General features: G+C 53.1%; 16 protein-coding genes. 10 read left to right on the plus strand and 6 right to left on the minus strand.

What is annotated here, in order from left to right; genetic code table 11:
- Window positions 1-182: 182 nt before the first annotated feature.
- The 5 genes from pssA to fur form a co-directional block, all read right to left on the minus strand.
- Window positions 183-947: a CDP-diacylglycerol--serine O-phosphatidyltransferase gene (gene pssA / locus BLP45_RS06670; RefSeq protein ID WP_090371034.1), complete on the minus strand. Its 765-nt coding sequence runs from the start codon at window positions 945-947 to the stop codon at window positions 183-185.
- Window positions 948-1,222: 275 nt separating this feature from the next.
- Window positions 1,223-2,239 (minus strand): ketol-acid reductoisomerase, encoded by a 1,017-nt coding sequence (gene ilvC / locus BLP45_RS06675; protein ID WP_090371036.1) that lies wholly within the window; start codon window positions 2,237-2,239, stop codon window positions 1,223-1,225.
- A 72-nt stretch (window positions 2,240-2,311) separates the two neighbouring features.
- Window positions 2,312-2,803 carry an acetolactate synthase small subunit gene (gene ilvN / locus BLP45_RS06680; protein ID WP_090371038.1) on the minus strand — a complete coding sequence of 164 codons (492 nt, stop codon included), beginning with the start codon at window positions 2,801-2,803 and terminating at the stop codon, window positions 2,312-2,314.
- A 117-nt stretch (window positions 2,804-2,920) separates the two neighbouring features.
- Window positions 2,921-4,624 (minus strand): acetolactate synthase 3 catalytic subunit, encoded by a 1,704-nt coding sequence (locus BLP45_RS06685; protein ID WP_090371040.1) that lies wholly within the window; start codon window positions 4,622-4,624, stop codon window positions 2,921-2,923.
- Between the two features lie 329 nt (window positions 4,625-4,953).
- Window positions 4,954-5,382, minus strand: a complete 429-nt coding sequence (fur, locus tag BLP45_RS06690; RefSeq protein ID WP_090371042.1) for a ferric iron uptake transcriptional regulator — start codon at window positions 5,380-5,382, stop codon at window positions 4,954-4,956.
- A 73-nt stretch (window positions 5,383-5,455) separates the two neighbouring features.
- On the opposite strand from fur, the gene bamE reads away from it, so the two are divergent.
- The 5 genes from bamE to greA all read left to right on the plus strand — a co-directional run bounded on the left by bamE (window position 5,456) and on the right by greA (window position 12,174).
- A complete protein-coding gene (gene bamE, locus BLP45_RS06695; RefSeq protein ID WP_090371044.1) occupies window positions 5,456-6,190 on the plus strand; it encodes an outer membrane protein assembly factor BamE in 735 nt (244 codons plus the stop codon).
- 31 nt (window positions 6,191-6,221) lie between these two features.
- Window positions 6,222-7,028 carry a 4-hydroxy-tetrahydrodipicolinate reductase gene (gene dapB, locus BLP45_RS06700; protein ID WP_090371045.1) on the plus strand — a complete coding sequence of 269 codons (807 nt, stop codon included), beginning with the start codon at window positions 6,222-6,224 and terminating at the stop codon, window positions 7,026-7,028.
- Window positions 7,029-7,197: 169 nt separating this feature from the next.
- Window positions 7,198-8,343, plus strand: a complete 1,146-nt coding sequence (carA, locus tag BLP45_RS06705; protein WP_090371047.1) for a glutamine-hydrolyzing carbamoyl-phosphate synthase small subunit — start codon at window positions 7,198-7,200, stop codon at window positions 8,341-8,343.
- A gap of 41 nt (window positions 8,344-8,384) precedes the next feature.
- On the plus strand, window positions 8,385-11,612 hold the full coding sequence (carB, locus tag BLP45_RS06710; RefSeq protein WP_090371275.1) for a carbamoyl-phosphate synthase large subunit: 3,228 nt from the start codon (window positions 8,385-8,387) through the stop codon (window positions 11,610-11,612).
- 85 nt (window positions 11,613-11,697) lie between these two features.
- Window positions 11,698-12,174, plus strand: a complete 477-nt coding sequence (gene greA / locus BLP45_RS06715; RefSeq protein WP_090371049.1) for a transcription elongation factor GreA — start codon at window positions 11,698-11,700, stop codon at window positions 12,172-12,174.
- 69 nt (window positions 12,175-12,243) lie between these two features.
- Here greA and yhbY read toward each other — a convergent pair whose 3' ends face one another.
- Complete coding sequence (gene yhbY, locus BLP45_RS06720; protein WP_256327731.1) at window positions 12,244-12,708, minus strand: ribosome assembly RNA-binding protein YhbY; 465 nt, start codon at window positions 12,706-12,708, stop codon at window positions 12,244-12,246.
- A 77-nt stretch (window positions 12,709-12,785) separates the two neighbouring features.
- Between yhbY and BLP45_RS06725 the strand changes: the two genes are divergently transcribed.
- From BLP45_RS06725 to BLP45_RS06750, 5 genes are all read left to right on the plus strand, one after another.
- Window positions 12,786-13,406 carry an RlmE family RNA methyltransferase gene (locus tag BLP45_RS06725; protein WP_090371052.1) on the plus strand — a complete coding sequence of 207 codons (621 nt, stop codon included), beginning with the start codon at window positions 12,786-12,788 and terminating at the stop codon, window positions 13,404-13,406.
- A 139-nt stretch (window positions 13,407-13,545) separates the two neighbouring features.
- Window positions 13,546-15,441: an ATP-dependent zinc metalloprotease FtsH gene (gene ftsH / locus BLP45_RS06730; protein WP_090371054.1), complete on the plus strand. Its 1,896-nt coding sequence runs from the start codon at window positions 13,546-13,548 to the stop codon at window positions 15,439-15,441.
- Between the two features lie 182 nt (window positions 15,442-15,623).
- Complete coding sequence (gene folP / locus BLP45_RS06735) at window positions 15,624-16,394, plus strand: dihydropteroate synthase (RefSeq protein ID WP_090371058.1); 771 nt, start codon at window positions 15,624-15,626, stop codon at window positions 16,392-16,394.
- A 204-nt stretch (window positions 16,395-16,598) separates the two neighbouring features.
- The gene (glmM, locus tag BLP45_RS06740; protein WP_090371060.1) at window positions 16,599-17,960 is read left to right on the plus strand and encodes a phosphoglucosamine mutase; all 1,362 of its coding nucleotides are present in this window, start codon (window positions 16,599-16,601) and stop codon (window positions 17,958-17,960) included.
- Window positions 17,961-18,488: 528 nt separating this feature from the next.
- Window positions 18,489-19,493 (plus strand): PstS family phosphate ABC transporter substrate-binding protein, encoded by a 1,005-nt coding sequence (locus tag BLP45_RS06750; RefSeq protein WP_090371064.1) that lies wholly within the window; start codon window positions 18,489-18,491, stop codon window positions 19,491-19,493.
- Window positions 19,494-19,893 lie beyond the last annotated feature (400 nt).

Consider the following 19,893-nt stretch of genomic DNA (forward strand, 5'->3'; position numbering starts at 1 on the left):
AGCGTCAGGCACGATTTGAGGAGGCGACGCATCACGCGGGGCAATAATCCAGCCTTTTATAAGTAGCTTAGGTAGCAATATTTCCTCCAATTGACCATGTTGGCATGGCAAGCGTCAAGAAAACGTTAAGTGTATGTGAGGAATTCGCAAGAAACACGGAACAACCGTGAAGAACAGCTTTATCAGGCGTCGCCCATTTTTTTTCTCTTGACCCGCCGCCATAGCCACATTACATAACCAGAAACGGCATAAAGAAAGAAAAGGCAGAACAGCACGACGGGGGGGTGGCTTGGAATCACCACAAAAAAGAACAGCGCCAGCAATAGAACCGTGATGAATGGCACGCTCTTGCGCAGATTGATCTCCTTGCCGCTGTAATAAGGGATATTGCTGACCATTGTCAGACCAGCGAAAAGTGTAATGCACCAGGCAAGCCATTTGATATCCGGTCCCGCTATCTCGAAGTCCAGCATCACCCAGATCAGCCCTGCAATCAACGCGGCAGCGGCGGGACTGGGCAGCCCTTGAAAAAAACGCTTGTCCGCCGTTTCTATATTGGTATTGAAGCGCGCCAGGCGGAGCGCGGCACAGACGCAATAAATAAAAGCCGCAATCCAGCCCAACTTACCCATGCCCTTCAAGGCCCACTCGTATATCACCAGCGCCGGGGCGGCGCCGAACGAGACCATGTCGGACAGGCTGTCATACTCCGCCCCGAATTCGCTCTGCGTGTGGGTCAGCCTGGCGACCCGCCCGTCCAGCCCATCCAGCACCATGGCGATGAAAATCGATACCGCGGAATGCTCAAAACGTCCATTCATCGCCTGTACGATGGCGTAAAATCCGGCGAACAAGGCTGCGGTGGTAAACAGGTTGGGAAGCAAATAAATGCCCCGCCGGCGCAGCTTGGATTTGAGCATGAGGCGGGGCAGATGAGGATCATGCATTAACTGTGTGATAAAGGAGAAGACTGCTGCATGTTAAACGGTTATGAGCCGATCGTAAACAAGGGTAAGTGTTGAGGAAGGAAAACGCGGTTTTTAGTCTTTCGTTACGGCTACACCGCGCAAGAAGCAGGTAAATGAGAATGGAAGATCTGATGGCTGCACCCACCCAACCGATGCTGATCCATTGATTTACTGTTGGTCCAGGCTGGATTCCGGGTCAAGCGAGGTCGAGCCCTGGATGAAGTTCATGCCACAAGGGGGGCAGCCGTTAAGCGCTAGTTTTTCGCCTGATCAACCAACTGATTCTTTTTGATCCAAGGCATCATATCCCGCAGTTTCGCACCTACGGTTTCGATCTGATGCGCAGATGCGAGACGCCGACTGGCCTTGAGCATGGGCGCACCGGCGCGATTTTCCAGAATAAATTCGCGAGCGTATTCACCTCTCTGAATTTCTTGCAGGATTTTGCGCATCTCCGCACGGGTGGCATCGGTAACAATGCGCGGGCCGCGTGAAATATCGCCATACTCGGCATTATTGGAAATGGAGTAGCGCATGTTGGCGATGCCGCCTTCGTAGATTAAGTCCACAATCAGCTTCACTTCGTGAAGGCACTCAAAATAGGCCATTTCGGGAGCATATCCAGCTTCAACCAGGGTTTCAAACCCCGCCTGAATCAAAGCGGTAAGGCCGCCGCACAACACAACCTGCTCGCCGAACAGATCGGTTTCGGTTTCCTCGCGGAAGTTGGTTTCAATGACGCCGCCGCGCGTTCCTCCGTTGGCCGCGGCATAGGAAAGTGCCAAGTCGCGCGCCCTGCCGGAGGGATTCTGATGCACGGCAATCAGCGACGGCACTCCGCCGCCCTGCGTGTAAGTTGAGCGCACTAAATGGCCCGGTCCCTTGGGCGCTATCATGATAACGTCGAGGTCCTCGCGTGGCGCCACCTGGCCGTAATGGATATTGAAGCCATGAGCGAATGCAAGTGTTGCGCCCTTCTTGAGGTTGGGCTCGATCTCGGATGTATAAACGGCGGCGATCTGCTCATCGGGCAACAGCAGCATCACGACGTCGGCTTCCTTGACGGCCTCGGCGATTTCCTTGACGGTAAGACCGGCCTTCTCCGCCTTGCTCCAGGAAGCTCCCTCCCTGCGCAAGCCAACAGTGACCTTTACGCCGGAGTCGTGCAAGTTATTGGCATGGGCATGGCCCTGCGAACCGTAACCTACAATGGTAACCGTCTTGTTCTTGATGAGAGACAAATCGGCATCTTTATCGTAATAAACGTTCATAGTTTCCTTTATGCTCAAATTAGAAAAACACCGGCAACTGGGCACGTACCCTTTGTTATATGCGGAAGGCCGCTATACTTTTAATATGCGCTCACCGCGGCCGATGCCTGACGCGCCGGTACGCACCGTCTCCAGAATCGCGCTACGTTCGATGGCCCCAAGAAACGCGTCGAGTTTAGAACCGGTACCGGTCAGTTCGATGGTGTAGGACTTATCGGTGACATCGATAATGCGGCCACGAAAAATATCGGCCATGCGCTTTATCTCCTCCCGATCCTTGCTGACAGCGCGCACTTTTATCAGCATCAGTTCGCGCTCAATGTGATCACCGTCGCTCAAATCCACCACCTTGACAACTTCGATAAGTTTGTTCAATTGCTTGGTGATTTGCTCAACCACATCGTCCGACCCTGCGGTGACCAGCGTCATGCGGGATAAGGTTGCATCTTCGGTGGCGGCTACGGTAAGCGACTCGATATTATAACCGCGTGATGAGAACAGGCCGGCAACGCGGGATAAGGCGCCTGCCTCGTTTTCCATCAATAAAGAAATGATATGCCGCATTTTTAACTTAGGCCCTGTAGCGAACTCACCAAAGAAGTGGCGGTAAAGTGATGCAAAGAGTTGTTGCGGATCACTTTGTTAAATTGAAAAAGGAGCGTCAAACTGCCTGAGTCGGGTTTATACCAGAATCATTTCAGAGAGGCCTTTTCCGCCCGGCACCATCGGGAAAACGTTCTCGGTCTGATCGGTAATGAAGTCCATGAATACCAGCCGGTCCTTGAGTTTAAACGCTTCCTTCAAAGCGCCTTCGACATCGCCGGGCTGTTCGATTTTCATACCGACATGACCATAGCTCTCGGCCAGTTTGACGAAATCCGGCAGCGCATCCATATACGATTCAGCATAACGGTTACCATGGAAGTATTCCTGCCACTGCCGCACCATTCCCATGTAGCGATTGTTTAAATTAACAATCTTGAGCGGCAGATTATACTGCTTGCAGGTGGACAGTTCCTGTATACACATCTGGATGCTGGCCTCGCCAGTAACGCAGGCCACCGCTCCCTTGGGATTGGCGAACTGCACACCCATTGCTGCGGGAAGACCGAAGCCCATGGTTCCCAGGCCGCCGGAATTGATCCAGCGGCGTGGCATGTCGAATTTATAAAACTGTGCTGCCCACATCTGGTGTTGACCTACATCCGAGGTAATGAAAGCATTTCCTCTAGTGGCCTCATAGAGGCTTTCAATCACCATTTGCGGCTTGATGATCGGACTTGCCCGATCGTACTTGAGACAGTCGCGCGCGCGCCACAAATCGATTTGTGTCCACCATGCATCAATGGCCGTTTGATCAGGTTTTTCCCTGCTGACCTTAAGCAGTTTTATGAGTTCGTCCAATACGTCCGGAACGCTGCCAACAATCGGAACATCCACCTTGACCCGCTTAGAAATGGATGAGGGATCAATATCAATGTGTACGATCTTGCGATCCTGGTTGAAGAAATGCTTGGGGTTGCCGATTACGCGATCATCGAAGCGGGCGCCAATAGCCACCAGTACGTCGCAATGCTGCATCGCCATGTTGGCTTCATACGTACCATGCATCCCCAACATCCCGACAAACTGTTTGTCGGTGGCGGGATAGCCGCCTAATCCCATTAACGTATTGGTGCAGGGAAAACCTAGCATTCGTACCAGATCGGTCAGCCGGGAGGCGGCATCGCTCAGAATGATGCCGCCTCCTGTGTAGATCATGGGACGCTTGGCCCCCAGAATCAGCTGTACCGCTTTTTTGATCTGACCGGAATGACCCTTGGTGACTGGGTTGTAGGAGCGCATGCTGACACTTTCCGGGTAAACAAATGCCGTTTTCTGCTGACTCACATCCTTCGGAATGTCCACCAGCACCGGGCCAGGGCGGCCGGTTGAGGCGATGTAAAACGCCTTCTTGATGGTTGTGGCGAGTTCCGCAATATCTTTCACCAGGAAGTTATGCTTTACGCAGGGACGCGTGATCCCCACAGTATCTACTTCCTGAAATGCATCCAGTCCGATAGCGTGAGTGGGTACTTGTCCGCTGATAATGACAAGCGGGATTGAATCCATATAGGCAGTGGCGATACCGGTAACGGCATTTGTCACGCCAGGCCCCGACGTTACCAATGCCACCCCCACTTTGTTGCTGGAACGGGCGTAGCCGTCTGCCGCATGCACCGCCGCTTGCTCATGCCGCACCAGGACGTGCTTGACCTTGTCTTGCTTGAACAACTCGTCGTAAATGTACAGCACGGCGCCGCCAGGATAGCCAAAAAGATAATCCACCCCTTCTTTCTGCAAACACCGCACTGTGATCTCAGCGCCGCTTAATTCCGTGCTCATGCTTATTGAATCCCAAAGTCGAGTACCAGCAAAAATGATGAATAAAACACTGAACAGTAACGGTTAGCCGACCTTTGGTCAACCCCTTGACAACCGTTCGGGAAAGTCAAGCAACAGGACGTCCGCACCCGACGTCAACGAAGCAAGTCGAGCAGGTAAATCGACAGATTTTCGTAACGAGTGAGGAAGGTGAAAGCCCGCTAGTTTAGCAGATGCGGGCAAAGCTCTTCTAAGGGAACTTTCTATCAGTAAAGTAGGTATCCGCAAGGTTGCCTACGCTGTTACTGACTCCGTTGCAGGGAGCTTAGCTTCTTTACTATTCTATTTTCTCATGTTTTTCGATGCGGACAGGCCGGCTTGGTACAATCCGCGTAAAGCGATAGCGAGTGCTCGTGTATGGCGAAGCCCCGATCCTTGGCAATTTTAATTTGACGCTTCTCGATTTCGGCGTCGTAAAATTCTTCCACCCGCCCGCATTGCAGGCAGACCAAGTGATCATGGTGGGTGCTGCTGGTAAGCTCGAACACCGCCTTGCCTCCTTCAAAGTGGTGGCGCTCGAGCAATCCCGCCTGTTCGAACTGTGTCAGCACGCGGTAGACAGTGGCAAGACCAATATCCTCGCCTTCGCCGATCAGTGTCCTGTAAACATCTTCCGCCGACAAATGCCGTACCGGACTGCTCTCGAACAAGCTTAATATCCTTAGCCGCGGCAGCGTGGCTTTCAAGCCCATGGTTTTAAGATCGTTTGGCTTGCTCATAGCGATGTCATCCGGTAAGTGAATTGCTGTATCATATAACGTTAAGTTTGCTTTGGAAACATACGCTGCCGCGATGCGCGCGAAAATACTCACGTTGTTGGTTTTGCTACTGCTCGCCGGATGTTCGTCTGTTCCATCTCTGCTCTACAAAATCGAGATCCAGCAAGGTAATCTTATTACCCAGGAGTTGGTGGATAAGCTAAAGCCAGGCATGACCCGGGCACAGGTCCGCTTCGTACTGGGTTCGCCAATGATTAGCGATGCCTTTCACGAAAACCGCTGGGATTACGTATATCGTCTTGAGCAAAAGGGCAATTTGGTCGAGCAACGGCATTTGACAGTGTTTTTCGAAGAGGACAAATTAGCACGCATCGATGGGAGTTTTTCGCCCTCGATCGCTTTTTCTCGGCCCCAGGAAGCTGAGCCGGGCAGCCCGATCGGGGAGTCATCCGGTCCCGTTGTCAAGGAAGAAAGCGGGACTCCTTCGAGCGGGACCCTGTTACCCGAACCGGACATGCCCAGCTTGAGACAGACGCCATCTCAGGCGACTGTTCTCCCTCAGCCGGCGGAGTCCATCAAGCCTGTAATTAAAGAAGAAGGCGGCATTCCCGCTTCTGGCGGCATTGCGCCGCCAAGTGATGTGGCTGCTCCAAGCAGCGTTTCGGCTGGCGGTGCTCCGACTTCGAGCGGCGCCCCCGTGGCGAGCCAGACTCCTGTTTCACAGGACGCAGGCACGGTCAGCCCCCGGCGGGTACCATCACAAGCCGCCGATGCAGGCGGGAAAGGCGCGGATCAACCCAAGGAATAGGAACTATCCTGACCGAATACGTGGAAAAATAGTGACGACATTAAATATTGCCATTGCCGGAAGTGCCGGCCGTATGGGACGGGCCTTGCTCGAAGCCGTCGCGCATGCGCCGGACATGCGGCTGGTGGCCGCTCTGGAGCGACCCGGGAGCCTTTACCTCAAGAAGGACGCGGGGGAATTGATCGGTGCGCCTTGCGGTGTTGATATTACTGTTGATGCCGCCGCCGCGCTCCCGGGAAGCGATGTGCTGGTCGATTTCACTCGTCCTGAAGGCACATTCATGCATCTCGCGCTGTGCCGTGCGAAAAACGTGAAAATGGTAATCGGCACTACCGGCTTTTCGGCAAAACAAAAGGAAGAGCTCAAGGCGGCAGCAAAAGACATCGCCATTGTATTTGCGCCCAACATGAGCGTGGGTGTGAACGTCACGCTCAAGCTGCTTGAAATTGCAGCCGGAGTGCTGAACGAGGGTTACGACATCGAAATTATTGAAGCGCACCATCGCCATAAGGTTGACGCGCCTTCCGGGACCGCGCTGCATATGGGAGAAGTGGTGGCGAAAGCCCTCGGCAGAAACCTGTCGGAAGTCGCTGTTTACGGACGCCAGGGTAATACCGGCGAGCGGACATCCACCGCCATTGGTTTTGCCACCGTTCGCGGGGGGGATATTGTTGGCGACCATACCGTAATGTTTGCTGGCACCGGCGAGCGTATCGAAATTTCACATAAGGCCAGTAGCCGCGCGACGTTTGCTGAAGGTGCGCTGCGGGCCGCGCGTTTTCTCAGTGACAAACAAAGCGGTTTGTTTGATATGCAGGACGTACTCGGGTTGCGCTAGTGTCAGCGCTCCGGATTAACCAGTAATTCACACCGCATCCTCGGCTGACCATCCTGCTGGTTTCATTGAAGCATGCGCCTTTTGAGCGTATAATTCAGCAATTCAAGGGGACTGCGCGGCAGTAGCTTGTCTTGCTTTTTTACCTTGCCAGTATTCTAGGAGTCTTTCCGTGTCACAATGCCCGCACGCCGTTCTCGCGCTCGCTGACGGCACCATTTTTCGCGGCATATCTATCGGCGCGCAAGGCATCAGTACGGGGGAAGTGGTTTTCAACACTTCTATGACGGGTTATCAGGAAATCCTCACTGATCCGTCCTATTGCCGCCAGATTGTCACGTTTACTTATCCCCATATCGGCAATACGGGCACCAATCCGGAGGATGTCGAATCGGGCAAGATTGACCGGATATATGCCGCAGGCCTGGTAATTCGCGATTTGCCTTTAGCCTCCAGCAGCTGGCGACAGACCCAGACCTTGCCAGAGTATCTCAAACAACACGGCATCGTGGGGATTGCGGATATCGACACCCGAAAGCTGACACGCATCCTTCGGGAAAAGGGTGCGCAAGCCGGCTGCCTGATGGCGGGCCTTTCCGATGAAGCTGAAGCACTGAAACATGCCAGAGAATTCCCGGGACTAGTCGGATCGGACCTCGCCAAGGTGGTGAGCTGCGATCAGCCTTACGAATGGAACGAAGGTGAGTGGAGACTGGGGCACGATTATCAGATTCAGGAGAAGCCTCGTTTTCATGTTGTCGCATTTGATTTTGGAGTCAAACGCAACATACTTCGGAAGCTGGCGCAACGCGGCTGCAAGATTACGGTATTCCCTGCGCAAGCATCCGCGGACGACGTTCTGGCACTGCAACCCGATGGAGTGTTTCTCTCCAATGGGCCAGGCGACCCCGAACCTTGCGAGTATGCCATCACCGCCACCAGAAAATTGCTTGAAAACAAAACACCAATTTTTGGCGTATGCATGGGACATCAATTGCTGGGGCTGGCCAGCGGCGCAAAAACCATCAAGATGAAGTTCGGTCATCACGGAGCCAACCACCCAGTTCAGGATGTGGGCACTGGAAGAGTGGTAATTTCCAGCCAGAACCATGGTTTTGCGGTGGATATCGATACACTGCCAAAAAATGCACGCGTCACGCATTTGTCGCTGTTCGATGGCAGCCTGCAAGGATTCGAGTTGATCGGCCAGCGGGCGTTCTGCTTTCAGGGACATCCCGAAGGAAGTCCGGGGCCTCACGATCTGGATTATCTATTCGACAAATTTATCGGTTTGATGGAGGAAAAAGGTGAAGCGTAAAGGTGGTATACCGCTTTTCAGCTTTATATTTCACTGCGGCTATGCCTAAACGTACCGACCTGAAATCCATCCTCATCGTTGGCGCGGGGCCCATTGTTATCGGGCAGGCTTGCGAATTCGATTATTCCGGCGCCCAGGCATGCAAGGCGTTACGCGAAGAGGGTTACCGCGTCATCCTGGTCAATTCAAATCCCGCGACCATCATGACCGATCCCGAAATGGCTGACGCCACATATGTCGAGCCAATTATCTGGTCCGTACTGGAAAAAATCATTGCCATAGAGCGCCCTGACGCATTGCTGCCGACGATGGGTGGACAAACAGCATTGAATTGCGCTCTCGATCTGGCAAGGAATGGTGTGCTGAAAAAATACAGTGTCGAATTGATTGGAGCTTCGCGGGAGGCTATTGACAAGGCTGAGGATCGCGAGAAATTCAAGCAGGCTATGAGCAAAATCGGCCTGGGTTCGGCGCGCTCCGCCATCGCGCACAGCCTGGAGGAAGCGCTGCAAGTCCAGGCGATGGTGGGTTACCCCGCCATCATCCGCCCGTCGTTTACCATGGGTGGCAGCGGTGGTGGCATTGCGTACAATCGTGAGGAATTTCTCGGTATCTGCGAGCGCGGCCTGGAAGCCTCGCCCACCAAGGAATTGCTGATTGAAGAGTCGGTGATTGGCTGGAAAGAATTTGAGATGGAGGTAATACGCGACAAGCAGGACAATTGCATTATCGTGTGCGCCATCGAAAATCTCGACCCCATGGGCGTCCATACCGGTGACTCTATCACTGTCGCCCCGGCGCAAACGCTAACAGATAAAGAATATCAGATCATGCGCAATGCCTCGATAGCGGTGCTGCGCGAAGTCGGCGTGGAAACGGGCGGTTCAAACGTCCAGTTTGCGATAAACCCCCAGGACGGCCGAATGTTGGTTATCGAAATGAACCCCCGGGTATCGCGGTCTTCCGCCCTGGCTTCAAAGGCCACCGGTTTTCCCATTGCCAAGATCGCGGCCAAGCTTGCGGTGGGGTATACGCTGGATGAGCTCAGGAACGATATTACCGGTGGAGCGATGCCAGCTTCATTTGAGCCAACCATCGATTATGTCGTCACCAAAATACCGCGTTTTGCTTTTGAAAAGTTTCCTCAGGCTAACGACCGCCTAACCACCCAGATGAAGTCGGTAGGCGAAGTCATGGCAATTGGCCGCACCTTTCAGGAATCTTTGCAAAAGGCTCTGCGTGGACTTGAAATCGGCGTTGACGGCCTGGACGAGAAAACAGCCGATGTTGAAATTATCGAAACCGAATTAAGTGATCCCGGCCCGGAGCGAATCTGGTACGTTGCTGACGCATTTCGTTGTGGCATCAGTCTTGCTGAAGTTTGCAAACTCACGCACATCGATTCCTGGTTCCTGGCGCAGATTGAGGATTTAGTGAAACAGGAACAGTCCCTTGCAGGCAAGGCGCTGGACCTGGTTGATCCGCAAGCACTGCGCAAATTAAAACGTAGCGGTTTTTCCGACCGGCGTCTGGCAAAGCTGATGAATACAACCCAGGGGACAGTGCGCGCCAGACGTCATCAGCTTGGCTTACGCCCGGTATACAAGCGGGTGGACACCTGCGCCGCTGAATTCGCTACTCGAACCGCTTACATGTATTCAACTTATGAGGAGGAATGTGAAGCGCTGCCGAGCGGCAGAAAGAAAATTATCGTGCTGGGTGGCGGGCCGAATCGCATCGGCCAGGGCATCGAATTCGATTACTGCTGTGTCCATGCGGCGCTGGCCTTACGCGAGGATGGCTTTGAGACCATCATGGTTAATTGCAATCCCGAAACGGTGTCGACCGATTACGATATCTCTGACAGGCTGTATTTTGAGCCGCTGACCCTGGAGGATGTGCTCGAAATCGTTGCCGTGGAGCGGCCGACGGGTGTGATTGTGCAGTATGGCGGACAGACGCCGCTGAAACTCGCGCGCGATCTCGAGGCGAACGGTGTGCCCATTATTGGCACCAGCCCCGACATGATCGACTGTGCTGAAGATCGCGAGCGTTTTCAGAAGATGTTACAGCAGCTTGGGTTGAAGCAGCCACTCAATCGTACTGCGCGCAGCCCGGAAGAGGCGTTCGCTGCTGCTAATGAAATCGGATATCCGCTGGTGGTCCGTCCGAGTTACGTGCTGGGGGGGCGGGCCATGGAAATCATCCATGAGCAGGTATATCTGGAACGGTACATGCGCGAGGCGGTGAAGGTTTCGCACGATGCACCGGTGCTGTTGGATCATTTTCTAAATGATGCCATTGAAGTGGACGTGGATGCGATTTGCGATGGGCAGGTTGTGCTGATCGGCGGTATCATGGAACATATTGAACAGGCTGGCGTGCACTCGGGCGATTCCGCCTGTTCACTGCCGCCTTTCAGCCTGTCACCCGTCTTACAGGATGAATTGCGGCGGCAGACGTCCGCAATGGCGCGTGCACTCAAAGTTGTGGGTTTGATGAATGTGCAATTTGCCATTCAAGGTGATACCGTATACGTATTGGAAGTGAATCCCAGGGCGTCGCGTACGGTACCTTTCGTATCCAAAGCTACCGGATTGCAATTGGCGAAAATTGGCGTGCGTTGTATGAGCGGGATGACGCTCGCCCGGCAGGGCATAGTCAGAGAGGCCATGCCTTCCTTTTATTCAGTTAAAGAAGCGGTGTTCCCCTTTATCAGATTCCCAGGCGTGGATACCATACTCGGTCCCGAAATGAAATCCACCGGAGAAGTAATGGGAATGGGGCATACTTTTGCGGAAGCGTTTGTTAAGTCGCAGTTGGCGGCGGGCGTAAAGCTGCCCCAGGGCGGCAAGGTTTTCATTAGCGTGCGCCAGTCGGACAAGCCCCGCGTGGTTGAGATTGCCCGCAACCTTGCGAAACTGGGATTCACCCTTTATGCTACTCGTGGTACCGCCACGGTGCTGATCGGGGCAGGCTTGGCGGTGACTCCGATAAATAAAGTGGCCGAAGGGCGTCCACATATTGTAGACATGATAAAAAACGGGGAAATGAATTTAATTATCAATACAGTGGAAGATAAACGCAGCGCGATCCAGGATTCTTATTCGATCCGGCACGCCGTATTACAGGCAAGGGTAACGTATTACACTACCCTGGCGGGGGCGCGCGCAGCCTGTATCGGCATGGCAAGCATGCGGGAATTACAAGCGTACAGCTTACAGCAGTTGCATGCGCAGCGGGATGTAGCGCTGCTCGGTGCGGTTTGATAACGATGGCGGTTTCCCAATTCATCCAGTCACGCATCCAACCATGCGACGAAATTACATTGAAAAGAAAGGGCGGTAGAAGACCATGAGCACAATTCCATTGACGGTAATTGGCGCGGGAAAACTTCGTGCCGAATTGCATGAAATGAAAACCGTGCAGCGCCCTTCTGTAATCGTTGCGATTGCAGAAGCCCGTGCGCACGGCGATCTTTCCGAGAATGCCGAATACGAAGCTGCCAAGGAACGGCAGGGTTTTATAGAAGGACGTATCGCCGAATTAGAGAGCAAGCTTTCCAATGCGCAAATTATCGACCCGGCATTGGTTGACGCAAATGGCGCCTGCGTCTTTGGAGCCACCATAGAATTGGAAGACATGGTGAATGCCACGACCGTGACTTATCAGATCGTGGGCGACGATGAAGCCGATATCAAAGAGGGAAAAATTTCTATCAGCTCCCCCCTCGCCCGCGCCCTGATAGGCAAGCATCCTGGGGATATAGCCGAAGTCCTGGCGCCGGGCGGAGTGCGAGAGTACGAGATTCTTGATGTGAAATATGTTTAACCTATTAGCGGGCAACCGCCGGATTAGGGTTAAGGGTAAAGCCTGTCGCCTCTCTTATAAGGTAGCATGTCAGGTTTGAAAACTGCGTTTGGTTCGGCGTGATTCCTTTTTTCTGCGGAATTTGCTGATAGATGGGGCCCCAACTTGGTCTGATTTGGGACGATAGACTATCAAGATCTTGCCGATATGCTGTACTGGATAAGCGTCAAGGCGACGGCAGATTTCCTCAAGCAGTCCACCTCTTATTTCCCGCTCATCGCTGAGTACTCTGATCTTGATCAGCTCGTGGCTTCTGAGCCCTTGATCCACTTCATGCATAACATTTTCCGACAAGCCTCCTTCACCTACTCTGACAATCGGGGTGAGAGCGTGAGCAAGTGTTCTGAGGACGCGCCGGCGAACGAGTGTAAGAGGCGGCAGGCTGTCGGATTTAACGGAAATCGGCTGCAAAAGCGTCTGCCCAATTCGTACCTCGCCGCTTTTTCGGTCAGTAGAACAGCTTTGGGCCTTCAAACCCTGTCCTCGCTCAGCCACTTTTTTCGCTCCGATTCTTCAAGTCAAAGATAGGCTGCTAACACGATCTTTTTTCCTAAACTCCACTATTTTACGCGATGAAGCGCGCTAAAACCAGCAAAGCCTGGATGAAAGAGCATGTCAATGATTTTTTTGTCAAGCAGGCGAAAAAAGAAGGCTACCGCTCACGCGCGGCGTACAAGCTGATTGAAATCGCCGAGCGTGACCGCTTACTCGTGCCTGGCATGACAGTGGTGGATCTGGGCGCTGCGCCGGGCGGCTGGTCCCAAGTGGCGGCGGAAAAGTTGGGCGGAAAAGGCAAGATCATTGCTCTGGACCTGCTGGAAATGGCGCCCCTGCCAGGGGTTACATTTATTCAGGGGGATTTTCGGGAAACGGTCGTTTTGACGGAACTTAAAAAAAATCTGGGAAAATATCCTCTTGACCTTGTAATTTCAGATATGTCGCCTAATATAAGCGGCATAGGCGTAAGTGATCAAGCCCGCAGCATGTATCTAGCCGAGTTGGCCTTGGAATTCGCCGCGGAGCGATTGAACTCTCGTGGCAACTTTCTCGTCAAAGTGTTTCAAGGTTCCGGTTTCGAGCAGTTTTTGCATGGAATGCGCGCTACGTTCAGTCGGGTAGTTACACGCAAGCCCGAAGCGTCTCGTGGCCGTAGTAGCGAGACTTATCTGCTGGGGTTGGAGAAACGGGATTAATCTTTCGCTTAAAGAAATAGCATGCAGGGTTTTACCGGAGAGGGGCGAGTCGCTATGGGTAATCCGCGCTATTATTAAACTCGAAATGGGTTTAAAATGAAATTTCAGCGATTTTTACGGCGCAAGCCAAGGAGTTATTTTGAATAACCTCATTAAAAACATGGCCATCTGGCTAGTGATTGCTTTGGTGCTGATGACAGTATTCAACCAGTTCAGTACGCGCCAGACAGCACAGGCACCAATGGAATATTCCCAGTTCATCGAGGAGGTGAAACAGGGGAGAATTGCCAAGGTAACCATCGAGGGCCGTACGCTGAAAGGTACCAAATCCGATGGTAGGCGTTTCACCACCTATACGCCCTCGGACCCCTGGATGGTCAGCGACTTGCTTAAGGCCGGCGTCATTATCGACGCCAAGCCGGAGGAAGAACCGTCGTTGCTGATGAATATTTTCGTTTCATGGTTCCCGATGCTGTTATTGATTGGCGTGTGGATTTTCTTTATGCGCCAGATGCAGGGCGGTGGCCGGGGCGGCGGCGCATTCTCGTTCGGAAAGAGCAAGGCGCGCATGCTTGATGAATCCACCAATCAGGTGACGTTTGCCGATGTAGCCGGTTGCGAGGAAGCGAAAGAGGAGGTTTCCGAGTTGGTCGAGTTCCTGCGTGACCCCAGCAAGTTCCAGAAGCTGGGGGGGCGCATTCCTCGTGGCGTGTTAATGGTAGGGAATCCTGGCACCGGTAAAACGCTTCTGGCTCGTGCCATTGCCGGAGAGGCCAAAGTGCCGTTTTTCAGTATTTCTGGTTCCGATTTCGTGGAAATGTTTGTCGGTGTTGGCGCGGCGAGAGTGCGAGACATGTTTGAACAGGCCAAGAAACACGCGCCCTGCATTATTTTCATTGATGAGATTGATGCGGTCGGCCGTCAACGCGGCGCCGGTCTGGGAGGCGGTAACGATGAGCGCGAACAGACATTGAACCAGTTGCTGGTGGAAATGGACGGTTTTGAAGGGACCGCGGGAGTGATTGTCATTGCAGCCACTAACCGTCCCGACGTGCTTGACCCGGCACTATTGCGCCCCGGTCGTTTCGACCGGCAGGTAACGGTACCGCTTCCGGATATACGGGGGCGCGAGCAGATATTGCACGTCCATATGCGTAAGGTGCCGATTGCTCCTGATGTTCATGCGGAAATCATTGCGCGTGGCACCCCTGGGATGTCGGGCGCTGATCTAGCCAATCTGGTGAATGAAGCAGCATTGTTTGCGGCGCGGAGCAATAAACGGCTGGTGGATATGGACGACTTCGAGCGTGCCAAGGACAAGATTTTCATGGGTGCGGAACGCCGCTCCGTAGTGATGCCGGAGCGCGAACGGCGCAATACTGCTTATCATGAATCCGGGCACGCCGTCGTGGCGCAACTGCTGCCTAAAACTGATCCGGTCCATAAAGTTTCCATCATTCCACGTGGACGTGCGCTGGGTGTGACGATGCAATTGCCGACGGAAGACCGCTTCAGCATGGATCGCGAGGAAATTCTGCAGAACATCGCGGTACTGTTCGGAGGACGCATCGCCGAGGAAGTCTTCATGGGGCAAATGACAACGGGAGCTTCCAATGACTTTGAGCGCGCCACCGAAATGGCGCGCCGCATGGTCACTCAGTGGGGCATGTCCGACTCCCTTGGTCCAATGGTATATGGCGAGAACGAGGGAGAAGTCTTTCTCGGCCGCTCGGTCACGACGCATAAGAATGTCAGCGAAGCCACCATGCAGAAAGTGGACGTGGAAATTCGTCGCATCATTGATGGCCAGTATGGTTTGGCACGCAAGCTGATCGAAGAAAATCGCGACAAGATCGAAGTCATGGCTAAGGCTCTGCTGGAGTGGGAAACCATAGACTCGGATCAGATTAGCGATATTATGGAAGGCCGTGCGCCACGGCCTCCAAAGCCTAACAAATCCGCACCGCCGCCGCCGAAAGACAATATCCCCCCGGCAGCACCGGCAACGACGGCAACACCAGCTCAGGAAGTGTGAGCAATACAGGCTGGCGGAGGCTGTAAAAGCGAATAAGGCGGGCTAGTCCCGCCTTATTTTATGAGCCCCCGGTCTGCCTGCATTTCCTTTCCGCCTTTCCATCAACGAAACCCGTCTGTTTCTCTTCCACATTTTTTCCATTGAAGCAATTCCCAAATCCCTTTCCGTGCCGCCCTCTCGTCATGGGGATCGTTAATGTCACGCCAGACTCCTTTTCTGACGGTGGTCTGTATGCGTCAACCGAGAGCGCTCTCCGCCATGCCGCGTGCTTAATTGAACAAGGTGCCGATCTGCTGGATATTGGGGGCGAATCCACCCGTCCGGGCGGTACCCCGGTCAGCACGGAAGAGGAGCTGCGCCGCACCATTCCGGTAGTTCAAGCCTTGGTCAGAATGGATGCATTTGTTTCAGTCGACACATCCAAACCGGAGGTCATGCGCGCAGCGATCAAGGCAGGTGCGGCGATGATTAATGATGTGAATGCATTGCGAGCACCAGGCGCACTTGAGGCGGTTGCGGAAGGAGGTGTTGCAGTGTGCCTCATGCACATGCAGGGGGAACCGCGCGGCATGCAGGTCAGTCCTCAATATGATGATGTGGTGGCGGAAGTGAAGGGTTTTTTACGGCAGCGGCTGAATGCAGCACAAGCTGCAGGTATTTCAGGCGAGAGATTGATAATAGACCCAGGTTTTGGATTTGGTAAGACATTGCAACATAATATCGAATTACTGCGCCATCTCGACCGCTTTACCGATATGGGCGCCCCGGTAATGGTGGGATTGTCGCGCAAATCCATGTTGGGAAAAATCACCGGCAACCCGGTGAATGACCGGATTTATGCCAGTGTCGCAGCCGCGTTATTGGCGAGAGTCAAGGGCGCTGGAATTCTGCGAGTACACGACGTAAAAGCGACTAAGGATGCGCTAGCGGTTTATAATGCGGTTAACGGCTAAACCTGAATGGCGGCAGGCTCATTTTTCGTTATGATACACAAAGGTGTTGCGCCGCTTTACCTTCAGCTTTTGGTGAACTCGCTGCAAGATGGATTTTGCGGTGCATGGCGGCGTTGTTTGCAGTGCTTCCGAATGACCGGCGTCCCCACGAGGATAAAAGGCACGCTCTCGCTCTTCAACTGACCATTCACGGATTCTTCATAAATGACGCGAAAATATTTTGGCACCGATGGCATACGCGGGCGTGTGGGGGAGATGCCAATTACGCCGGAATTTGTCATGCATCTTGGCTACTCCGCAGGTAAAGTCCTGGCTTCCTCGAATTGGCATTTGTCCAAGGGGGAGCGTCCGGCAGTATTGATTGGTAAGGATACGCGCATATCGGGCTATATGCTTGAGTCGGCCCTGCAAGCGGGGCTATCCGCTGCCGGCGTGGATGTGCTGCTGTCCGGACCCATTCCTACGCCAGCGGTCGCTTATCTTACCCGTGCGTTGCGGCTGCAGGCTGGGATCGTCATCTCTGCTTCCCATAACCCATTTGAAGACAATGGCATCAAGTTCTTTTCCGCTGCGGGCAGCAAACTGCCCGATGCCACTGAACGCGAGATAGAGGCCGGATTGAAGGCTCCCATCAGCTCCATGCCTTCAGCGAAGCTCGGCAAAGCGCGCCGTGTCGATGACGCACGCGGGCGTTACATCGAATTCTGCAAAAGCACCTTTCCGAATCATCTCGATCTACGCGGCTTGCGCATTGTGGTCGACTGTGCTCACGGTGCGACATATCAAATTGCCGGCCATGTGCTGCATGAGCTCGGTGCGGACGTTGTTGCCATCGGAACGCAGCCTAACGGCCTCAATATTAACTACGAGTGCGGTGCGACCCATAGCGCGGCGGTGCAGGAAGCCGTCAAGCGGCATCAGGCCGATATTGGTATTGCGCTTGATGGCGATGGTGATCGTGTTGTTATGGTCGATCAAAAAAGCGCGCTCTACGACGGTGACCGGCTGATTTACATTATCGCCAGGCACCGTCAGCAGAACGGGCTGCTTAAGGGCGGGGTGGCGGGTACATTAATGACAAATCTCGCCATTGAAAATGGCTTCAGGAAATTAAATATTCCTTTTGCCCGCGCAAATGTCGGCGACCGTTACGTATTGGAGCTGCTGCAGGAAAAAGGTTGGCAACTGGGGGGCGAAGGCTCCGGCCATATTATCTGTACCGACAAGCATACGACGGGCGACGGCATTATTTCCGCGCTGCAGGTATTATATGCCCTGCGTGATTCCGGCAAGAGCCTGGCTGAACTTGCGCGCGGCGTAACGCTTTACCCGCAACAGCTGATCAATGTCAAGGTTCCCAAAGGGTTCGATTCACATGTTAGCGTGGCGATTAAAGCAGCTCAGGCGGAAGCAGAGCGCGACCTTGATGGCAGTGGCCGCGTGCTGCTGCGCGCATCAGGGACTGAGCCGCTGATACGAGTGATGGTGGAGGGTGAATCCAAGCGGAAAGTTAAACACTGGGCAGAGAAAATAGCTGAGGTTGTGCGGAATACTGCGGTAGAGTGAACAGCATGGAGGTGTAAGAACCTTTTATCAGGGATGCCTGCTGATCCGCTGTTTCGCACAATACAGAATGTTTGCAAGCTAATAGCAGCTTGTCTGTCTAAGGAATCGAAGCAAAAAGGTGGCTGGGCAAGGGTGGCTACTGAAGATTTTTGAAGGACCAATAGCCGTCCTGTCGGCCGAAAAAGCGACGAAATATAGATTGGCCGGCCATTTTTGCGGCTGGTTTCCTGTAGGTCCAGATTACCAAATTCGAAAAATCGACAAAAAGACATATGCGGCTGACAGCTAGAAAACGCGCCACATATACCGGGTGTAACCCCTTGGTTTTAGATTGCGTCATGATATCTCCCATGGTCTTTAATTCCTCTTATTGTATCAATCGGGCATGACGCTCTTATGACTGAATGCCGTACATAATGGATCGCTAATTTGCCGACTGATAACGCTGCTGTCGCAAAACGGTAATAATCATGACTTAACATAGTAATACTGTTAAAAACGTATCTGATTCAATAAATGGAGAGCGAAATGTTGAAATTGCCGAATAGTAAGGCACTTGGATTGTCGGCCCTGCTGAGCGTGTTAGTTGGCGGTGCCAGTGTCGCAGGTGCTGCTGGCATTGTGAAAATTGACGGCTCCAGCACTGTTTATCCTATCACCGAGGCAGTGGCGGAAGACTTTCAAATAGCCAAGAAGGGTGCAGTAAAGGTGACGGTCGGCATTTCAGGTACCGGCGGCGGCTTCAAGAAATTTTGCCGCGGTGAAATCGATATCGTCAATGCTTCACGGCCCATTCTAAAAAAAGAGATGGACGACTGCAAAGCACTAGATATTCAATATATCGAAATGCCCGTGGCTTATGATGCGTTGACGGTAGTAGTAAATCCGAAAAACGATTGGAGCAAAGTTATCACGGTCGCGGAGCTAAAAAAAATCTGGGAGCCGGCTGCGCAGGGCACCATCACCAAATGGAGTCAGGTGAACCCCACGTGGCCCGACGTCACGATTAAACTCTACGGAGCTGGCGCGGATTCAGGTACTTTTGACTACTTCACAGAAGCCATCGTTGGCAAGGCCAAATCGAGTCGCGGCGATTACACCGCATCCGAGGACGACAACGTATTGGTGCAGGGTGTAGCGAGCGACAAGAATGGCTTGGGCTTTTTTGGCTTCGCCTACTACGTGGAAAATCAGAAAAAGGTAAAAGCGGTCGCTGTTGATAGCGGCAAAGGCGGCGTCATACCGTCTGCGGAAACGGTGAAGGATGGAAGTTACGAGCCCTTATCCCGTCCTATTTTCATTTACGTGAACGTCAAGGCGGCAGAGAAGCCTGAAGTGAAAGAATACGTTGAATTTTATATGAAAAACGCGGAGAACCTGGTGAAAGAAGTTAAATTCTTTCCCCTGCCGGCCCAAGCCTATACCATCAATCTGGAACATCTCAACAAAAAGAAGGTTGGAACCGTCTTTGGTGGCAAACCAGAAGTGGGTCTCAGGATCGAAGAACTGCTCAAGCGAGAGACTAGTCTATAATCTGAATTTCGGTAGTTGCCCGCTCGTACTTCAGTGGGGGCGGGTCCTCATGACTCCCGATGATCTTTCACTTTTATGGGGTCAATCGCCGGATGCGGAATGGATCTCACGAGAAGTAGCGGACATAGCCGGACTACGAACTTGGTGATCTGAGGATGGGAAATAAACAGATCAGTCCGGCCGCTGCGAAAAAATTTGGCGAATGCAAGGGGTGCTAGCCCGCCGACATTATATATCTTCTTCAATTCCTTCTACTCATCATCCTACGGTATCCTTCCCGGCTTCAGAATCCAGCCGGCTAGTGGTTTTCGAGGTGTCCTTCACGTTCCTGGGCAGCGTCCTTAGTCAGGATCGCTGATCAAAGCCCGCTGCCCATCTCCCCGGTTCGTAATTATCACGG

The organism is Nitrosospira sp. Nl5 (genome assembly GCF_900102495.1).
GTDB lineage: Bacteria > Pseudomonadota > Gammaproteobacteria > Burkholderiales > Nitrosomonadaceae > Nitrosospira.